The organism is Chenggangzhangella methanolivorans (genome assembly GCF_042648545.1).
Classification (GTDB): Bacteria; Pseudomonadota; Alphaproteobacteria; order Rhizobiales; family Methylopilaceae; genus Methylopila; species Methylopila methanolivorans.
In genome coordinates this window covers 15,427-30,838 of sequence record NZ_JBHRXS010000013.1, presented here as the reverse complement: position 1 = coordinate 30,838, position 15,412 = coordinate 15,427, and the positions used below count along the sequence as shown (strand labels likewise).

The following is a 15,412-nucleotide window of genomic DNA, read 5'->3' as shown; positions in this document are numbered from 1 at the left end:
ATTCCGGCAAGCTCAACGTCCGCCTCGGAGCGCGTTGATCCTTGCTCAAATTATCGAGTTGCAATCGAGCGTAATCCTTATTACGGTAATCCTTATTACGGTGATAAGGGGCGTTCGTGGGATTCATAGGACGAGATCTGGAGCTCGAATACCTTCGCAATGAGTTTCAGGCTGAGCGACCCAGCCTGGTCATCGTCTATGGTCGTCGCCGGGTCGGGAAATCGACGCTGCTCCAGCAGGCTTCCGAAAAGACCGGCCCCTACATTTACTTCCAGGCTACGCAGGTCGACGAAGCTCTAAATCTCCGAGAATTCAAGCAAGAGATTTCTCGAACGCTCCGCGGAGACGATCCCATTCTTGGTTCGATTTCCGATTGGCTCGGTGCGCTGCATTACCTTGCAAACAAGGCTCGAGAGCACCCGAAGCTCGTCGTCATCATCGATGAGTTTCCCTACCTGCTCACTTCGAGCGCATCCGCTGTTCCCTCCATCTTCCAGAAATTTTGGGACTCACGCGCCGCTAAGGGAAGCAGCTTGAAGCTTGTGCTGTGCGGTTCGCTCATTTCCCAGATGCAGAGCCTGCTCGCCGAGAAAAATCCACTCTACGGCCGGAAGACCCTGTCGTTCGAGCTGCCGCCCATGCCACTCCGCGACACCGCCAAGTTCCTCCCCAACTATAAACCGGCGGATCAGATCGTCGCCCATTCGGTATTCGGGGGCGTTCCCTACTATCTGGAAGCATGTCGACCGGATCTTTCGATCCAAGAAAACATGAAAAATCTGCTGCTTAGCCCGACAGGTCTACTCCACGATGAACCCGAACTGCTCCTGCAAACCGAACTCAAAGACACCCAACGCTATTCCAGCATCATCTGGGCAGTAGCGAACGGGGCAACGAAGCCGAGCGAGATCGTTGGGCGGATCCAGTCGACCGAAATCAAGAATGGAGATGCTCTGGGGCCCTATATCGAGAAGCTCACTCGAATGGGCATCATCGCCGCCACCCGGCCAATCGGCTCGGCTGAGGCGAGCCGCAATCGGCGCTACGCTGTTGTCGATCCGCTCTTCCGGTTCTGGCATCGGTTCGTTTTGCCTGACCTGTCGCTCGTCAACCGGGGTTTCGGCGACCAGGTCATGGCAAGCTCGGTCATGCCTCATCTGTCCGAATATATGGGTCTCGCCTTTGAGCGGATCTGCCGTGATCACATGCTGCTTCACGCTCAGGATCGATTGGGCGCGCCAGCACGCGAGGTCGGCAGCATCTGGAGCGGCGACTATGATATCGATGTCGCAGGGTCGCTGATCGACGGCGCCTCGATGTTCGGCGAATGCAAATGGACCACGGCTAAGGTCGACGACGCCATACTCGCTCGTCTCATTGAGCGGGCCGACAGGTGCGGATACATGCCGGATGCGGCCCGACACTATCTGTTGTTCTCGCGCAAGGGATTCAGCGACGGCCTGAAAAGCAAGGCGTCGTTGGATGGTTCGCTTAACTTGGTGTCGATCGAAGAACTGGTCGACGCGAAAGAACTCACGCACGACGATCGCTTATCACGGGACGAAAGGCCAGCGTCCAAGAATGGACCTTAACACGCGCCTGCTGTAAGGCCGCGAACTCAGTCCGCCCAGCCTCGTCGCTCACATCACGCGCTTCATCGCGGCGAAGTCGCCGTTGACCTTGAGCGTCACGATCACGTCGGCCTTGCCGCGGTTGCGCCAGAACCAGCCGTGCTTGCCGTCGAACGCGGCCTCGAGCACGCCTTCCTGGCTCGGTGCGGCGCGGCCCTTCTCGTAGCTCGTGGACTGCTGGCCCGCGCCGTCGGCGTGCATGTCGAAGTTCACGACGCCGCCCTCGACCGTCCAGGTGAAGTTCGCCTTCGCGCCCTTCTTCATGTCGAGCTTCACCTCGGCGCCCTCGCCGGGCTTGAGCGTGACCTTCGTCTCCTCGGTCTTCATGGCGGCCTTCTGCGCCGAGGCCGTGCCGATCACCAATTCAGCGAAGATCGAGCCGAGCAGGCTGGACCGCTGGTCCGGAGCCGCGGGCGTGGCCGGGGCGGGCCGCGCCTCGTCCTTGATCCGGTCGGACTCCGCCTCGGCCGCGAGCTGGGTCTTGATCTCACCCATCTCGGCGAGGCCGATCGCCTTGCCGATCCCGGTCGGGTCGATCGCGTATTCGGCGGGAAGCACGATGGTGGTCAGGATCACGCCCGCCGAGACGATGGCGATCGCGGTGGAGCGCAGGAGCTGCCTGGTCGTCGGCAGTTCGGCGCGGGTCGGAATGTCGGTGTTATACATCGGTTCTGTCTCTTCGATCTGGGGATTGGGGTCAGGAGACCGCGAGGCCGGTGAGCTGGTAGCCGACCAGCACGAAGCCCGCGGTCATCATCACGACGTTGGCCGTGTAGGCGTGTCGCCAGAAGCCGTCGGTCCGGCGCCAGAAGCCCATGGCGATCAGGATGGCAGCGAGCGCCAGCAGTTGGCCGATCTCGACGCCCACGTTGAAGGCGAGGAGGTTCGGCACGAGGCCGTCGGGCGAGATGTTGTATTCGATGATCTTGGTCGACAGCCCGAAGCCGTGGAACAGCCCGAAGATCAGCGTGGCGGCCTTGGTGTTCGGCTGGAACCCAAACCAGCGCTGGAACGCGCCCATGTTGTCGAGCGCCTTGTAGACGACCGACAGGCCGATGATCGCGTCGATCACATAGCTGTTGATCCCGACGTTGAAATAGACGCCGAGCAGCATCGTCGTGGAGTGGCCGAGCGCGAACAGGCTGACGTAGAGGCCGATGTCCTTCATCCGGTAGAGGAAGAAGATCACCCCGGCCAGGAACAGCAGGTGGTCGTAGCCCGTCACCATGTGCTTGGCGCCGAGATAGGCGAAGGAGATCAGGTTCACGCCGGAGATCTCCTGGATATAACCCTTGTCGCCCTCCGCGACCGCATGGGCGAGCGCGGAGGCAGGGACGATCAGGATGGCGGAGACCGCGAGCAGGCGCGCGAAGGCGAGGCGGCGCGGCGCGTGCGCGTCGGGCCTCCCCCCGCTTGGAGGTCGGTGCATGTGAAGGATCCGTGGTTCGTCGATGGGGCCGGCTGCGCTGAGGCAGCCGGGGCTCAAGCGGCGAAGGACGGTCTCGGTGGACGCTTCAGGCCGGACGGGTGCGCGTCGCGCGCAATCTGGGCGGCGCCAGTCAGCGTCACCGAGCGCGTCGCGGGCGAAGCCTGCGCGAGGAAGGATGGGGGCGTTCCCGCCTTGTCGTGGAGATGGTCGGCGGAGTCATGTCCGTGGGTGTGTCCCGGGCTGCGCTCGTCGGCGTCGCCCTCGTCGTGGGCATGGCCATGCTCGGCGATCTCGGCGGCGAGCGCCGCGTGCCGCTCGGCCTCGGCGGCGGCGAGCGCCAGCGGGTCGTGCGAGGCGGAATGCCCGGTCGGCGCCGACAGGACGGCCAGCGCGATCGCGAGCATGCCCGCGATGCGCAGCGTCCGGTCGAGGAGGCGCTTGATCGTCATCGGGCCGGACCATAGCTGCGTCGCCGTCCGCCCGTCGAGGCCGCGCCCCGCGACGCGTTGCCATATCCCCTCCAGGGGGATAGGACGTAGCTCATGTCCGAACCCCACCTTCACGAGAGCCACCCGCAAGTCGTCGCGCGCCTGAAGCGGGCGCAGGGGCACCTGCGCAGCGTCATCGAGATGATCGAGGCGGGGAAGCCCTGCGTCGACGTCGCCCAGCAGCTCCACGCGGTCGAGAAGGCCGTGGGGCAGGCCAAGCGCACGCTGATCCAGGACCACGTCGACCACTGCCTCGAGGATGCGGTCGTCGCCGGGGGACGCGATCAGCGCCGCTCGCTCGACGAGTTCAGGGCGATCACCAAATACCTGTGAGCGCGCCGTGCTGAGCGTCCTGTCTAACCGAACCTACCGACACCTGTTCCTCGCGCAGGTGATCGCGCTGATCGGCACAGGGCTCGCCACGGTCGCGCTCGGGCTGCTCGCCTACGAGCTGGCGGGCAAGCAAGCGGGCGCGGTGCTCGGGACCGCGCTCGCGATCAAGATGGTGGCCTATGTCGGGGTCGCGCCGATCGCAGCCGCCTTCGCCGACCGCCTGCCGCGCTGGACCATGCTGGTCGCGCTCGACCTCGTGCGGGCCGCGGTCGCGGTGTCGCTCCCCTTCGTGACGGAGATCTGGGAGGTCTACGTCCTGATCTTCGTCCTCCAGTCGGCGTCGGCCGCCTTCACCCCGACCTTCCAGGCGACGATCCCGGACGTGCTGCCGGAGGAGCGCGACTACACCCGCGCGCTTTCGCTCTCGCGGCTCGCCTACGACTTGGAGAGCATCGTCAGCCCGATGCTGGCGGCGGCGCTGCTGACCGTCATCAGCTTCCACGCGCTGTTCGCGGGCACCGTGGTTGGCTTCCTCGCCTCGGCCGCGCTGGTGGTCTCGGTCGCGCTGCTGACGCCCAAGCCCACCGAGCGGCGGGGGATCTACGACCGGACGACGCGCGGCGTGCGGATCTATCTCGCGACGCCTCGGCTCCGCGGACTTCTGGCGCTCACGCTCGCGGTGGCCGCGGCGAGCGCGATGGTCATCGTGAACACCGTCGTCATCGTCCAGGCGGGGCTAGGTCTTGGCCAGCCGCAGACCGCGCTCGCGCTTGGGGCTTACGGCGCCGGCTCGATGGCCGCGGCCTTCGCGCTGCCCCGGCTGCTCGACCGCATGCCCGACCGTCCTGTGATGCTGCTCGGCGCGGCGCTCCTTGCGCTCGCCCTCGGACTTGGTCCCGTCGTCGGATCCTTCGAGGCGTTGCTCGCGCTCTGGTTCGTCCTCGGCGTCGGGACTTCGGTGACGCAGACGCCGGGCGGTCGGCTTCTTCGCCGTTCCGCCCATGCCGAAGATCGCCCTGCGGTGTTCGCCGCGCAGTTCGCACTCTCGCACGCCTGCTGGCTGCTAACCTATCCGGTCGCGGGTTGGGTCGGCGCGAGGGCGGGAATGCCCGTCGCGTACCTCGCGCTCGCAGGCGTCGCTGCGGCCGCCGTCGTTGCGGCGCTCATTCTCTGGCCCCAAGCCGAGGACGACGCGCTCGAGCACGCCCATCCCGGCCTCGACCCGGACCATCCGCATCTCCGCGAAGCTCCCGCCGCCGGGCAGGCCCACGTCCACGCGCACCCGATCGTCATCGACCGCCTGCATCCGCAGTGGCCCGACGCGGGGCGCTCCTGAGCCGTGGCCGACCTCGTCGCCTATCTCGGGCTGTTCGCCTCGGCGTTCGCCGCGGCCACCATCTTACCCGCGCAGTCGGAGGCGCTGCTGGTCGGTCTCGTGCTCGCCGAGGCGCAGCCCGTCTGGGCACTGGTCGCCGTCGCGAGCGTCGGCAATGTCCTCGGTTCGGTCGTGAACTGGATCCTCGGCGGCCAAGTGGAGCGCTTCCGGGGGCGGCGCTGGTTCCCGGTCTCAGACCCGGCGCTCGAGCGGGCCAAGGGTTGGTATGGCCGATGGGGCCGCTGGTCGCTGCTTTTTAGCTGGACGCCGATCGTCGGCGATCCGCTGACACTGGTGGCGGGCGTGCTCCGCGAGCCGTTCTGGTCATTCCTTGCTCTCGTTACCATCGCCAAGGTCGGCCGATACGTAGCGTTAGCAGCGATCACCTCTGGCGTCGCGTGACCCCAGGTCCGGTCGCGTCATTCTCGGCGCAATCGAACCGCCGCCTGAATGAAGCTATCTTGCGCCGCATACCCCCTTGGGGTACAAAGTTTGGCATGCAGTGCTGCACCAAGACTTCCTGCGGCAAACGCCTGAACCGGATCGAGGGACAGGTTCGCGGAATTGCTCGCATGCTCGAGGAGGACCGCTACTGCATTGACGTGGTCACCCAGATTTCCGCCGTCCGTGCCGCCCTGAAGCGGGTCGAGGAGGAGATTCTGAAGGACCATGTCGGCCACTGCGTCGAGAACGCTATCCAGTCAGGCGACAAGGACGAGCAGCGCCAGAAGGTCGCCGAGCTCGTCGACGTCCTAGGGAGGGTGCGCGGATGACCAACCTTTCGCTGCTTCGGTTGGTGGTGGGTCTAGCTCTGGCACTGTTCGTGGCCGCAAGCTGGGCCACGCCGAGCGAGGCCCACGCAGGTCATGGCGCGCCAGCCGCTGCCATAGAGCAGGCGAACGCTCCCGCCGCGTCTCCGGACTTCGTCGCCTCGACGCCTCAGCAGGGCATGGAAGCCGTCTCCGCCGACTGCACTGGCCACATGGGCCAGTCCGGCACGGGCAAGTCCACCTGCTGCAGCAACACCTGCCATGCCGTCATCTCGACCGAAATGGAGCCGCTCCAGGCCGTGACAATCAAGGTGACTGTCCTGCCCGTGGTTCCGGCGAAGGCCGCCCTGTCCGGGCCGACCGCCCACATCAAGCGCCCCCCGAGACCGTCCGCCACGCTGGTCGGCTGACGTCCTCGCGAGCCTGACGCACGCCCTAGTTCTGGGGCTCCGTCGCCGCACTCCGAGACATCTGACCGACCACGCGCCTCGCCGGCGCCACGGCGCCCTCGCGCTTGCTCGTTCAGATTCCGGGGTTTTCCATGAAGCCGCTCGTCTCGGCTGCCGCCGCTCTATTCCTGGGCGGTTGCTCAACGCAATTGCCATCGCCCATCGCGGGGCGCGACGACCCAAGCAATCCGTCCGCGTCGGTTCCGACCCTCCGATACAGCTCTGTCACGGCGGGCACGGCGGACTACCGCCCGGTCCAGCCGAAGCCTTGGCTTGAACAGAACAAGGGCGTCGCGCCGAAACCTGCGGAGGGCATGTGATGGCGGCGCGCCATTCACGCCTCCTGAGGGCGGTTGCGGTCGGCGCGCTGTCGGCCTCGCTCGGCGCATGCGCGTCGGTCTCGGCGGACGGCGGCATGACCCCGGTCGTGTCGCGGGTATCGCTCGACCTCGGCAAGGATACGGCGAAGATCGTAACGGCGTCGGACGCCGGAGCGGTGAAGGGGCGCGTCGACCGCCTGCTGGCGAGGCCTCTGACGGCGGACGCCGCGGTCCAGATCGCGCTGCTCAACAACCTCGGTCTCCAGGCCGAGTACAATGCGCTCGGCGTGTCCGAGGCGGAGTTCGTCGAAGCCAGCCTGCCGCCGTCGCCCACGGTCTCGATCGAACGCGTGGCCGGCTCCGGCGACCTCGACATCGAGCGCCGCCTGATCGCGGACCTGTTCCAGCTCCTGACGCTGCCACGGCGCGCGAAGATTGCGGAGACCGAGTTCCGCGCCGCCCAGTACAAGGCGATCGCTGCGACCTTCCGGACCGCAGCCGAGGCGCGCCGTGCGTTCTACAAGGCGGTCGCGGCGCGAGAGACCACCGCCTTCCTCGAGGCGGCGCGGGGTTCGGCGGGCGCCGCGGCCGAGCTCACCAAAAAACTCGGTGAGACGGGGGCGGCCACCAAGCTCAACCAGGCCCGATCCGGCGCGCTCTACGCCGAGGTCGCGACCGAGCTCGCGGAGGCGCGCCTCGAGGCCGCCAAGGAGCGCGAGGCGCTCACCCGCCAGCTCGGTCTCTGGGGACGCGACCTCGACTACAGGCTGCCCGCGCGGCTGCCGTCGTTCCCGCGGCTCAAGACCCAGGGCGACGTCGAGGCGACCGCCATCCGGCGCCGGGTGGACATCATCGGCGACCGGCTCGAGCTCGACGCGCTCGCTCAGTCCTATGGACTGACGGAACAGACCCGCGCGATCTCGATGCTCGAGCTCACCGGCCTCGCCAACCACGCGAAGTCGGCGGAGGGCGACAAGGCCAACCCCAAGGGTTTCGAGGTCGCGGTCCAGATCCCGATCTTCGACTTCGGCAAGGCGCGCTCCGCGAAGGCGCGCGAGACCTACATGGGCGCGGTCAACCGCCTGCTCGAGAAGGCCGTCAACGCCCGCTCCGAGGCGCGCGAGGCCTACGCCACCTACCGCGGCCGCCACGACATTGCGCGTTCCTACCAGAGCCGCGTGCTGCCGCTCCGCAAGGTCATCACCGAAGAAGCGCAGCTCCAGTACAACGGCATGTTGGTCGACGCCTTCGAGCTGCTCACCAACGCCCGTGAGAACGTTGCCTCGAACGTCGCGGCGATCCGGGCCAAGCGCGACTTCTTCCTCGCCGACGTCGACTTCCAGGCCGCCCTGATCGGCGGCGGCACGGCGTCCGAACCCGCGCCCGAGCCGAAGCTCGCTTCCGCGACGTCAGCGTCGGCGGCATCCCCCCAATGAAACCGGAGGCACCCATGACCGTCTCGCGCAGATCCTTCCTGTCGGCTTCCGCCGCCGGAGCGACGTCGCTCGTCGCCGCGACCGCGGTGTCGGGCCGCGTCCAGGCCGCGGCGATTCCTGAGGCCGCGACAACGAAGGACGCGACCATGCAGCCGCCGTTCGTTCCGACCACGGGGCCCGACTACAACCCTGTTGTCACGCTCAACGGCTGGACCGCGCCCTGGCGCATGAACGGCGACTGGAAGGAGTTCCATCTCGTCGCCGAGCCGGTGATCCGCGAGCTCGCGCCGGGCATGGTCGCGCATCTCTGGGGCTACAACGGCCAGTCGCCCGGCCCGACCATCGAGGCGGTCGAGGGCGACAAGGTCCGCATCTTCGTCACCAACCGCCTTCCCGAGCACACCACGGTGCACTGGCACGGACAGTTGCTCCCAAGCGGCATGGACGGCGTCGGGGGCCTCACGCAGCCGCACATCAAGCCGGGGAAGACGTTCGTCTACGAGTTCATCTTAAGGAAGAGCGGGACCTTCATGTATCACCCGCACGCCGACGAGATGGTCCAGATGGCCATGGGCATGATGGGCTTCTTCGTGGTGCACCCGAAGGATCCGGCGTTCCGGCGCGTCGACCGCGACTTCGTCTTCCTGATGTCGGCCTACGATATCGATCCGGGAACCTACGTCCCCCGCGTCGCCGAGATGACCGACTTCAATCTCTGGACCTGGAACACGCGGGTGTTCCCCGGGATCAACCATCTGGTCGCGGCCAAGGGCGACAAGGTGCGGGTGCGGTTCGGCAACCTCACCATGACCAACCACCCGATCCACATGCACGGCTACGACTTCAAGGTCTCGTGCACCGACGGTGGCTGGGTGCCGGAGGCCGCGGCCTGGCCCGAGGTCACGATCGACTGCGCGGTTGGGCAGATGCGCGCCTTCGACTTCGTCGCCGACGCCCCCGGCGACTGGGCGATCCACTGCCACAAGTCGCACCACACCATGAACGCCATGGGCCACGAGGTCTCGAACTTCATCGGCGTGAACAAGAAGGACGTCGCCAAGAAGATCAAGGCGGTGGTCCCCGGCTACATGCCGATGGGACAGGCGGGCATGGCCGACATGGGCGAGATGGAGATGCCGCTCCCCGACAACACGCTGCCGATGATGACGGGCTTCGGCCAGTTCGGCCCGATCGAGATGGGGGGAATGTTCTCGGTCGTGAAGGTCCGCGAGGGCCTCAGCCCAGGCGACTACAAGGACCCTGGCTGGTTCAAGCACCCCGAAGGCCAGGTCGCTTTCGAGTGGAAGGGGCCGGAGCGCGACGCGGCCGCCGCCCCTCCCGCCAACCCCAAGCCCGGAGACGTCGAGATGAACGTCGTGAAGCCCAAGGCGGGCTCCAGCGGGCACGCGAACCACTGACCTCAAAACTCAACCAGGAAGAACCAATGAAGACGTCCCTGATGCTTGCCGTCCTCGCCGCGGCGCTCGCGTCCTCCGCCGCATGGGCCGACGCCGGCCATTCCCATGGCGAAGCCAAGGCCTTCGGCGAGCCCGGCGACCCCAAGAAGCCGTCCCGGACGGTGGAGGTGGTCATGAAGGAGACCGATGACGGCGAGATGCTCTTCGATCCGATCTCGGTCTCGGCGAAGAAGGGCGAGCAGGTCCATTTCGTGCTCAGAAACGAGGGCCAGCTCGACCACGAATTCATGCTCGCAACCCGCGCCGACAACGACAGGCACGCGGTCGCGATGCGGAAAAACCCGGACATGGAGCACGACGAGCCGAACGGCCGCCGCGTGGCGCCGGGCCAGTCCGACGAGATCACCTGGAAGTTCTCGAAATCGGGCGAGTTCAACTTCGCCTGCCTGATCCCTGGCCATCGCGAGGCCGGCATGGACGGCACGGTCGCCGTCAAGTGACCCCCAAAGCAGGAGACCCGCATGAAGAAGTCAGCATCAGTCCTCGGCGCCCTCGTCGCCGCCCACCTCGCCGCATCGGCCTCCGCCGCCGACGGCACGGTCAAGAAGATCGACGAAAGCGCGAACAAGATCACGCTTGACCACGGCCCGATCAAGAGCCTCGACATGGACGAGCCGATGTCCATGGTCTTCAAGGCCGCCGACCCCGCCATGCTGAAGGGCGTCAAGCCCGGCGATAAGGTGACGTTCGAGGCCGAACGCGTGAACGGCCAGATCACCGTGACCAAGATCCGGAAGAAGTGACGATCAGCGAGGTGGCCGCGGGGCGTGGCCGGCTCGCGTGCCATTGACAAGTAGCTGACCTGCGGCGGTGACGCCGATAGGCGGCCAAAAAGATGGACATCGATCGCGCTTGGAGAACTCAATTCCATTGTAAAGCTATGCGCCGATCCGAGTAAGCGAACCTATATAACCTTCAGAAGCATACCTTTTGGCTATACGTATTTCAGTTAATTACCTTTCTATTCCATCTTATAACCACTGAGAAGGCATCTATATATTAACATAGGGCCCGCCCGGTCTTTGCCGGGCGGGGAAATTCTTCGAGTCTGAGAAAACAACTGCTTGTTAAAGCAGCGCGTTCTCCGGATTCGGCTTACCCAACGTCAACGCGTTCCCGCAATCTGCCCGGCCGAAAGGTTATCCCAGAGTTTACAACGATGCCTTGACGAAAATGTCTTCGTCACTGTCGGCATTGGTAAATTCAGAGATAGATGATTGTCTTCCTTGCTGTCGTAACGATCCCATTCCGGGGTGTCTGGTCCGTTCGGGTCGCCATTGGCGGCGAAGCGTGTCCAGTAACTGACCATTGCATCTGAAAGGCGCGACTGTTGCTTGTTCAAAGGAGTGACTTGACCTGTCGCTCCATTATAATTCTTAAAAAGGTATTGAATCTCGAACGTATGCGCCGCTCCCAGTGGAAAGGACACCTCGGGTCCAGAATCAGGCGCAGTGCGATCCGCAAATTCGAAGCTGTAGACAGGGACGTGTTCCGCCAGAGCAGTATTCAACGTTCGTAATGGGCAAAGCATCAGTTGATCGCCCTGAACAGCCCCGAACGCTTCGCTAGGCGAATCAAAATCGTCGACGTCGTATCGCGACAGGATTCGCTGTCCGTTCCGGTTTCCGAATAGCGCTGAGACCCGCTCCGGGTACTCCTTCTTCGTTAGGACATGACCCGTTGCGGCCTCCTCCAATGAGACAAACCACCTTAACTCGTCGCGGTTCGCACCGTTCATCACAGGCACCTTGTTGAACTTTCCGGAGCCGAGGACTTCCGGGATCGATGCTGGAATGGTAGTTCCGTCGATTATCGCCTGCGCCGTGTCAGTGAAAGCCTTGCCGCGCTTTACGATCTGTTTGGGCGTAAGGCCTTTCAGACAGGCCGCCGTTTCTTCCGCTGACTTACCCCCGCATCCGACGGTCTCAGAAAACTGTTCTGCGTAAGCGTGCGCTTGATCTACCGTTTGCATCGGTGAGACCATCACGTACGAGCCGCTTTCTACGATCGCCCGGTGAAACAATCCTTTAGCTGCCGGGGACACGATCTGCGCCATGACGCTGCCACCCCCCGCCGACTCACCGAATATTGTTACATTGTGTGGGTCGCCGCCGAAGTTGACGATATTTTCCTTGATCCATCGCAGCGCCAACTGTTGATCCATGAAACCGTAGTTTCCTGACGGCGCATTTTTTCCCCCCAACGCCGGATGATCGAAGAATCCAAAAATGTTGAGTCTGTAATTCATTGAAACGAATACAACGTCTCCTCGCTTTACAAGCCACTCTGAATTGTACTCGTTTGCCGAACCATCAAACCAGCCGCCGCCGTGGATCCAGACCATTACGGGCTTGTTTTTCTTTCCATTGCTATTTCGGTTATCGTCGGTGACGACGTTCAGATAGAGGCAGTCTTCCTCTAGACTCGGTTCCGCGAACACGCCGAGCGTGTTGGACTGCACACAACTTTTCCCTGGCCGCCCGACGTTAAGCGGCTTCGCCCACTTTTTTGGAGGCTGCGGAGGCCGCCAACGCAAGTCTCCCACGGGAGGAGCGGCATAGGGGATCCCTAGATATTGATAGACCCCGTGCCTTCGAATGCCCTGAACAGGACCATCCGACGTCTCTACCAACGGCGCTTTCGCGTCGACGCTCTCCGCCTCGCTGCTCTTCGCCCCGGCTGTGACGGCAAGAGCGGCTAGAGTTGCTCCGACAGCGAGGCTGTGCAGCGTCCTGCATCTGGTAAGCGCTTTCATTGGGTCTCCTCCCGTTTTTATTTGCGCGCCAGACGATTTTAATCCGCTATCTCAGCACCCGCTGCCACGGTTTGGAAGAGCTGTCACAATCCTGCTATTTTATTATCTCCTGCACGAGCGCCGGGACCAAAGAACCGCGAGTTTGTCGTAGTCTTCTAAACTCCGCGGGAGTCTGACCCGTTTGTGCACGGAAACGTTCGGAAAAATGACTGTGGCTGTAGAATCCGAGATCAATCGCGATCGATGCTATAGGGGTGTCCGTGAGCGACAACACCTCCTTAGCGCGCCGAAGTCTCGTATCGAGAACGTATCGGTAGGGCGACACTCCAAACGAGGCGCGGAATGCGCGACTGAAATGGGAAGCGCTCAACCCGACCAAACGCGCCATACTGTGGAGAGAGATATGAGCATCAAGATGTTCTTCAATAAAGTCTTTGATAAGACGCGCCTGGTTCGGCCGCAAGCAAACACGCCCCGGTTTGGATACTTGTCGAACGTATGCCGCGCAGATATAAGATAGAAGCGCGAGCGACAAAGACTCAGCGTAAAGTCTGCCTGATCGACAACCAGATCTTGCCTCGTTACGCATTTGCAAAATTATCGTTGCCAAATTATAATCGTTATTATAACGTTGATTAAGGTCCATGTTTTGAATAGCCTCGGATTGTTCAGGCGCCGTGTGTTGAAAGAGGCCGGCATCGAATTGCACACCGCAATATTCCCATTCATCAGAAATAATTGATTGCTGTATTTTATAGTGCGGGGAAGATAGGCAGACCGTCCCTGGTGTTATATGACGCCTTTCGACCACTCCGTCGTGGAGCCATTCATTGTCGCCCTCACCGGCGGTGCAGACGAAGACCGCTGGTTTTTCTATGGTAAAATTTCTGACTGTTCCCGGATCAGTGACCGCAACTTCCATATCAAACCCTGCCCACGGCAACGCGGCGGTCGTAAAGTGGGCATTCGAAGTAAGAGGTGTTCTCCCTCTTTCTGAAAGCCTTAGGATTCGGTTGAATGTCATTGCCAAACCTCCGGGGAACATGGGAGTAGGTGGCGCGCCGCAACTAGGCCGCATATTTTCGCCCGAATTTATGGTCCTGTGCCGCTCCAATTATAGGCTTAATGTGCTCCTTATCGTGTTGTAGACTGCGACTTCTTAGCTGCGATTTTAACGTTTTAATGTCCTAGCGCAATGACGTGACCCTCCTGAAACCCTCCTAGGATAGCTAGAGTCCGCCTCAGAACGAGGGACGGACGGATGACGAGGTTACGGTTCAAGGACGAGCAGATCATTTCCGATCCTGCGAGGGCAGGAGGCGGGCGTGGCGATCGCGGAGCTATGCCGGAAGCACGGCGTCGAGCGTGCGTTATCAGGGCTCGCGACGCGATGATGCGTTTCTGCGCGGTCGTCAAGGGAAGCCTGCCGGCAGAGCGCCGGCTCTTCGGCTATAGGCGGCTCCTTGTGCTGCTAAAGCGAGAGGGCCATGCCGTCAACCGCAAACGCGCGCAGCGGCTCTATCGCGAGGAGAAACTGACGGTCCGCCGTCGCGGCGGCCGCAAGTGGGCGATCGAAACCCAGCTTCCGATCGAGACGGCTGTCGCAGCGAACCCAAGGTGGAGTTTGGACTGCCTGTCGGACCAACTGACGGACGGACGTCGCGTCTGGACCTTCGCTGTGGTCGATGACTGCACGCGTGGAATGCCTGGCGCTCTCTGCCGACACCTCGCTGGCCGGTCAGCGTGTCGCCCGCGAGCTCGACGACATCGTGCGCCGGCGCGGCCGGCCGACGACGATCGTCAGCGACAACGGAACGGAGTTCACCTCGAACGCGACCCTCCGCTGGGCGGACAAGACCGGCGTCGGCTAGCTATATCGCGTCGGGCAAGCCGCGGCAGAACGACTTCATCGACAGCTTCAACCTCCGCCTGAGCGACGGGCGTGTTCCGGTCACTCCCTAACGCCCGCACCGTGCTCTAAGCTGGGCGGCGCGACTACAACGAGGAGCGACCGCGCTCGAAGTCGGCGGGACGACGCCGGGGGGATTACGCCCGCGCCATCATCGAGACCGCCGGCCGAAGCGCTGCGCAACTTGACAGCTCCGCGCTTCGGCTTCTTGCACCCCCATCGACGATGGCTCAGATCAAAATGGCATTCTTCCTTGATGAGATACGGGGGGTCATGTCAGTAGGATCCCGATACTCGACATTTGAGCGGTTGAGGTTGCTCGCTATTAGCCGACGGGCAGGCCAAATGAATTGAAATTGCATCTAGCCTTCCGAGCAATCCGAGACAACCTGTGGTCGGCTTTTCAGGGCATTTTGCGCAGATCAGCGCTGGTCCGGCTACCAGGCTGCGTGGCTAGTATGCCTCACCCGTATCCGGTCTGAATTGGGCCAGAATGGGCGGGCAACTGGTCCAAAGGAGCTCACGCGCTATCTCACCCATACGAAAAAAACGGTACTCACATTCAGTCAGGATATCTTTCGCATGAGAACAGCTACGGTTTTGGTCGGTCTCTGTCTATTTGCGTCAACAGGCGCATTCGCGCAGTCGAGTAACAAATCCGACCCACTATCAAGCCTTCCGCCTCGAGACAGCGTTAAGCTTTCTCAAGTAATCGCGAAGGCTGAAGTCCGGCCGGGGTTCTTTGCAATCAAAACGGTCTCGTTCTCGGCGGGGCAGTACGAGGTCGTCTATTTTATGGATGACGGTGCGGAGGTCAGAATAAACTTCGACGCGAAAACGGGCGAGGCGCGGCCGCCGAAAACGGGTGGTCTGTTCGGAAACTGAGTGTGCGGCTTCAGCAGCGCGGGGCCATGGCTCTTATGGCCGTGATCACGGACACCCTTGTCTCGCCGACTCCTCGGACAGTGACCGGTGTCACTTGGCGAGCCTTAGCATCAAAGTGCAGCCTCGCGGCTCGGGTGGGCGCTTTGCCACCTGC

The 15,412-nt window shown here is 63.0% G+C and carries 16 protein-coding genes and 1 pseudogene; 12 read left to right on the top strand and 5 right to left on the bottom strand.

The window, feature by feature from the left end; all coding sequences use genetic code 11:
- Positions 1-116 precede the first annotated feature (116 nt).
- Positions 117-1,592, top strand: coding sequence for an ATP-binding protein (locus ACFOWB_RS20540; RefSeq protein ID WP_261405413.1), 1,476 nt, complete (start codon positions 117-119; stop codon positions 1,590-1,592).
- 48 nt (positions 1,593-1,640) lie between these two features.
- Here ACFOWB_RS20540 and ACFOWB_RS20535 read toward each other — a convergent pair whose 3' ends face one another.
- Genes ACFOWB_RS20535 through ACFOWB_RS20525 form a run of 3 tightly spaced genes read right to left on the bottom strand, consistent with a single transcriptional unit; the run spans position 1,641 to position 3,509 of the window.
- Positions 1,641-2,297, bottom strand: a complete 657-nt coding sequence (locus tag ACFOWB_RS20535) for a transmembrane anchor protein (RefSeq protein ID WP_378149049.1) — start codon at positions 2,295-2,297, stop codon at positions 1,641-1,643.
- Between the two features lie 31 nt (positions 2,298-2,328).
- Positions 2,329-3,060 carry a HupE/UreJ family protein gene (locus tag ACFOWB_RS20530; protein ID WP_261405414.1) on the bottom strand — a complete coding sequence of 244 codons (732 nt, stop codon included), beginning with the start codon at positions 3,058-3,060 and terminating at the stop codon, positions 2,329-2,331.
- A gap of 53 nt (positions 3,061-3,113) precedes the next feature.
- Positions 3,114-3,509: a hypothetical protein gene (locus ACFOWB_RS20525; RefSeq protein WP_261405415.1), complete on the bottom strand. Its 396-nt coding sequence runs from the start codon at positions 3,507-3,509 to the stop codon at positions 3,114-3,116.
- A 93-nt stretch (positions 3,510-3,602) separates the two neighbouring features.
- Between ACFOWB_RS20525 and ACFOWB_RS20520 the strand changes: the two genes are divergently transcribed.
- The 9 genes from ACFOWB_RS20520 to ACFOWB_RS20480 all read left to right on the top strand — a co-directional run bounded on the left by ACFOWB_RS20520 (position 3,603) and on the right by ACFOWB_RS20480 (position 10,452).
- A complete protein-coding gene (locus tag ACFOWB_RS20520; protein ID WP_261405416.1) occupies positions 3,603-3,881 on the top strand; it encodes a metal-sensing transcriptional repressor in 279 nt (92 codons plus the stop codon).
- A 7-nt stretch (positions 3,882-3,888) separates the two neighbouring features.
- Positions 3,889-5,217 (top strand): MFS transporter, encoded by a 1,329-nt coding sequence (locus ACFOWB_RS20515; RefSeq protein ID WP_261405417.1) that lies wholly within the window; start codon positions 3,889-3,891, stop codon positions 5,215-5,217.
- A gap of 3 nt (positions 5,218-5,220) precedes the next feature.
- Positions 5,221-5,658, top strand: coding sequence for a YqaA family protein (locus tag ACFOWB_RS20510; protein ID WP_261405418.1), 438 nt, complete (start codon positions 5,221-5,223; stop codon positions 5,656-5,658).
- Between the two features lie 95 nt (positions 5,659-5,753).
- A complete protein-coding gene (locus tag ACFOWB_RS20505; protein ID WP_378149045.1) occupies positions 5,754-6,029 on the top strand; it encodes a metal-sensitive transcriptional regulator in 276 nt (91 codons plus the stop codon).
- Positions 6,026-6,436 (top strand): hypothetical protein, encoded by a 411-nt coding sequence (locus ACFOWB_RS20500; RefSeq protein ID WP_378149043.1) that lies wholly within the window; start codon positions 6,026-6,028, stop codon positions 6,434-6,436. The genes ACFOWB_RS20505 and ACFOWB_RS20500 overlap by 4 nt, the downstream gene beginning before the upstream one ends.
- Before the next feature lie 358 nt (positions 6,437-6,794).
- On the top strand, positions 6,795-8,231 hold the full coding sequence (locus ACFOWB_RS20495; RefSeq protein WP_261405419.1) for a TolC family protein: 1,437 nt from the start codon (positions 6,795-6,797) through the stop codon (positions 8,229-8,231).
- Positions 8,232-8,245: 14 nt separating this feature from the next.
- Entirely contained in the window at positions 8,246-9,649 is a 1,404-nt protein-coding gene (locus ACFOWB_RS20490; RefSeq protein ID WP_378149041.1) for a multicopper oxidase family protein, read from the top strand.
- Between the two features lie 26 nt (positions 9,650-9,675).
- Complete coding sequence (locus ACFOWB_RS20485; RefSeq protein WP_378149039.1) at positions 9,676-10,149, top strand: cupredoxin domain-containing protein; 474 nt, start codon at positions 9,676-9,678, stop codon at positions 10,147-10,149.
- A 21-nt stretch (positions 10,150-10,170) separates the two neighbouring features.
- A complete protein-coding gene (locus tag ACFOWB_RS20480) occupies positions 10,171-10,452 on the top strand; it encodes a copper-binding protein (protein WP_261405421.1) in 282 nt (93 codons plus the stop codon).
- A 362-nt stretch (positions 10,453-10,814) separates the two neighbouring features.
- Here ACFOWB_RS20480 and ACFOWB_RS20475 read toward each other — a convergent pair whose 3' ends face one another.
- Together ACFOWB_RS20475 and ACFOWB_RS20470 are read right to left on the bottom strand one after the other, a co-directional pair.
- On the bottom strand, positions 10,815-12,464 hold the full coding sequence (locus ACFOWB_RS20475; RefSeq protein WP_378149036.1) for a carboxylesterase/lipase family protein: 1,650 nt from the start codon (positions 12,462-12,464) through the stop codon (positions 10,815-10,817).
- 94 nt (positions 12,465-12,558) lie between these two features.
- The gene (locus tag ACFOWB_RS20470; protein WP_261405423.1) at positions 12,559-13,488 is read right to left on the bottom strand and encodes a helix-turn-helix transcriptional regulator; all 930 of its coding nucleotides are present in this window, start codon (positions 13,486-13,488) and stop codon (positions 12,559-12,561) included.
- A gap of 293 nt (positions 13,489-13,781) precedes the next feature.
- On the opposite strand from ACFOWB_RS20470, the pseudogene ACFOWB_RS26725 reads away from it, so the two are divergent.
- Positions 13,782-14,402: pseudogene (locus ACFOWB_RS26725) on the top strand (DDE-type integrase/transposase/recombinase); the annotation flags it as partial.
- Between the two features lie 553 nt (positions 14,403-14,955).
- Positions 14,956-15,258 carry a PepSY domain-containing protein gene (locus tag ACFOWB_RS20455; protein WP_261405733.1) on the top strand — a complete coding sequence of 101 codons (303 nt, stop codon included), beginning with the start codon at positions 14,956-14,958 and terminating at the stop codon, positions 15,256-15,258.
- The last annotated feature ends 154 nt before the right edge of the window (positions 15,259-15,412 follow it).